This window comes from Blautia sp. HCP3S3_D9 (genome assembly GCF_052063845.1).
In the GTDB taxonomy this organism is placed as follows: Bacteria; Bacillota; Clostridia; order Lachnospirales; family Lachnospiraceae; genus Blautia_A.
Genome location: NZ_JBQHWS010000237.1, coordinates 1 through 2410 on the forward strand (window position 1 = coordinate 1; position 2410 = coordinate 2410).

Consider the following 2410-nt stretch of genomic DNA (forward strand, 5'->3'; position numbering starts at 1 on the left):
ACATGCAGGAAGCATTGGAATACGGACAAAGTGCCGCCTGATTGTTATTTTGTGGGTTAAAACATTGATTTTTCAAGGTGCTAAGCTTATTTTTAATGTGGGAAGTTTGAGAATTTTTATTTTAAGGAGAGACATGCATGATAAGAATCGCAATCTGTGATGACAACGCTGTTCAGCTTAATATAATTAAAGAAGAACTGAAGAAAAATATAGAAAAAAACATTTCTTATTTTTCTATAGATACTTTTGATGGCAAGGCTGCGTTTGAGAATATGCTACAGAACGGAAGCTGTCCTTATGATATTATTTGTATGGACATTATGTTGGGTGATGAATCCTCTACTGGAATTGATCTTGTACATAAAGTAAATTTTCTGAATCCTGGCTGTCAGATCATTTATATCAGCCAGTATCTGGAATTTGCCTCTGATGTATATGACACACAGCACGTTTATTTTCTGAATAAAGAACGCCTGCCAGAATTGCTTGGCAGGGCATTGGAAGCCTCACTGAAAAATATTACCCAGGCCTCCAGTGACAATTATCTGTATTTTAACATCCGCAAAAAGCAGCACAAAATTCCTCAGAATGATATCCTCTACATGGAAAGAAATCTACGTGAGACCACGATTGTGACGCGCACTGATGAATTCAAAATATCCGAAAAGATCGACATGCTCCTCAAGAGACTTCCTCCTTATTTTGTTGTTTGCCATAGAAGTTATGCCGTAAACCTCAGACTGGTCAGCTCCATTCATCAATATTCCGTATCTTTTCCGGATGGTAAAATCATTCCCGTTGGTCGCACACATTATTCTGATGTAAAAAAATCTTTTGCACTGATGAATAGCTATTAGAGGCTGTGATAAACAAAAAACACACCTGAAAAGTTCCAAGTTCGATAGTTTTTATGCCTTCATCCAGTAAACATAAGAGGGTATAGATGTAAAGCTGTAAATTTTTATTTTTTTACTAAAACTTCCCACAGCAAAAGGTGTGTTGAACCTTGAAAATTCAATATTTCAGCCAAATCGCGTAGGAGGGGCTGTCGCTTTAACAAATAAAATTTCTAGTGCGACAGCCTCTTTTAACACTTTTTATCACATTTCTATTTTCCTCTACTGTTCCGTCACATACGCCTTCACAAGCTCATACGTATTCTTCACTCCATCCATATGAGATCTCTCATAATTATGAGATGCATAAACTCCCGGTCCAATCAAACCATGCCTGATATCATATCCGGCGCGGAGAGTTGCCTCCACATCAGAACCATAATGCGGATAAACATCAATCGCAAAGTCCAGATCATGCACCTTCGCAGTATTAACCAGCGCAGTGACCAGGTTATAATTGTATGGGCCGCCGGAATCTTTGGCACAGATAGAAACCATGCGCTCTGTGCAGCCAAGATCAGCCCCCACACATCCCATATCTACGGAGATCATTTCCTCTGTGTCTGCCGGTACGTAGCTTCCGCCATGCCCAACTTCCTCATATACTGTAAAAAGCAGTGACACCTTACGGTTCAATATAAGACCCTCGTCTTTCACCGCCTTCGCCAGTCCCAGCAAAATTGCCGCAGAAAGTTTATCATCCAGAAAGCGACTCTTAATATATCCGCTTTCTGTGATCACAGTTCGGGGATCCATGGCAATGATGTCTCCTACCTGAATACCCAGTGCTTTGACATCATCTCTGGAATCGACATTCTCATCCAGCAGAATTTCCATATTCTCTTCTTTCTGTTCCACTTTCTCATCTGCCACATGAGAAGATGGTTCTGTATTCAGCACAACTCCTGTATAAACTCTGCCATCTCTCGTATGAACCGTACAGTTCTCTCCGTCTGCAGTTCTCCACTGGTGACCGCCCAGAGTTGTCGGCCGAAGACGCCCATTATCTTTTATGGAGCGCACCATTGCCCCCAGCGTATCAACATGAGATGCCAGAATCAGTGGATTTCCTTCACCGCCGATATTTACCAGTACATTTCCTTTGTTGGAAAGTTCCGGTTCATATCCCATTTCTCTCAGTGTTTCCATCAGATATTCTGCAGCTTTTTCCGTATAACCGGACGGGCTTGGAATTGCTGTCAGTTTCTTTAACTGTTCCCCTATAAACTCAAAATTTTTTTTCATTGCTGTTTTCCTCTCATTGTTTTGTATCTTCTGTATTATGGAAACTATAAATGAGCAAGTTCGTGATTTTGCATAAAAAGAAAGACACCTTAAATCGTTCGTGTTGTATAATGAAAGTGACGAAACAAACATTGCAACATTTACGAAAGAAGGTGTCTCTCGCAAATACTATACATCATTCTACATTCTTATACAACCAGTTTAAGAAATTAAATTTATGCAAATCTTTTTCGAACAGAGTGATCGGTCATCTCATGAGTATCCTGAAC

Annotated in this window: 2 protein-coding genes; one reads left to right on the forward strand and one right to left on the reverse strand. The window is 40.1% G+C overall.

What is annotated here, in order from left to right; translation table 11 throughout:
• Nucleotides 1-137 precede the first annotated feature (137 nt).
• Nucleotides 138-857 carry a LytR/AlgR family response regulator transcription factor gene (locus ACTNES_RS20450; protein ID WP_441040532.1) on the forward strand — a complete coding sequence of 240 codons (720 nt, stop codon included), beginning with the start codon at nt 138-140 and terminating at the stop codon, nt 855-857.
• A gap of 261 nt (nt 858-1118) precedes the next feature.
• On the opposite strand, the gene ACTNES_RS20455 is transcribed toward ACTNES_RS20450, so the two are convergent.
• Nucleotides 1119-2141 carry a M42 family metallopeptidase gene (locus tag ACTNES_RS20455; protein WP_347028815.1) on the reverse strand — a complete coding sequence of 341 codons (1023 nt, stop codon included), beginning with the start codon at nt 2139-2141 and terminating at the stop codon, nt 1119-1121.
• Nucleotides 2142-2410 lie beyond the last annotated feature (269 nt).

Excerpts from the sequence above, each read along its gene's own strand:
- ACTNES_RS20450 (WP_441040532.1), top strand. The coding sequence starts at position 138 with ATGATAAGAATCGCAATCTGTGATGACAACGCTGTTCAGCTTAATATA.
- ACTNES_RS20455 (WP_347028815.1), bottom strand. The coding sequence starts at position 2,141 with ATGAAAAAAAATTTTGAGTTTATAGGGGAACAGTTAAAGAAACTGACA.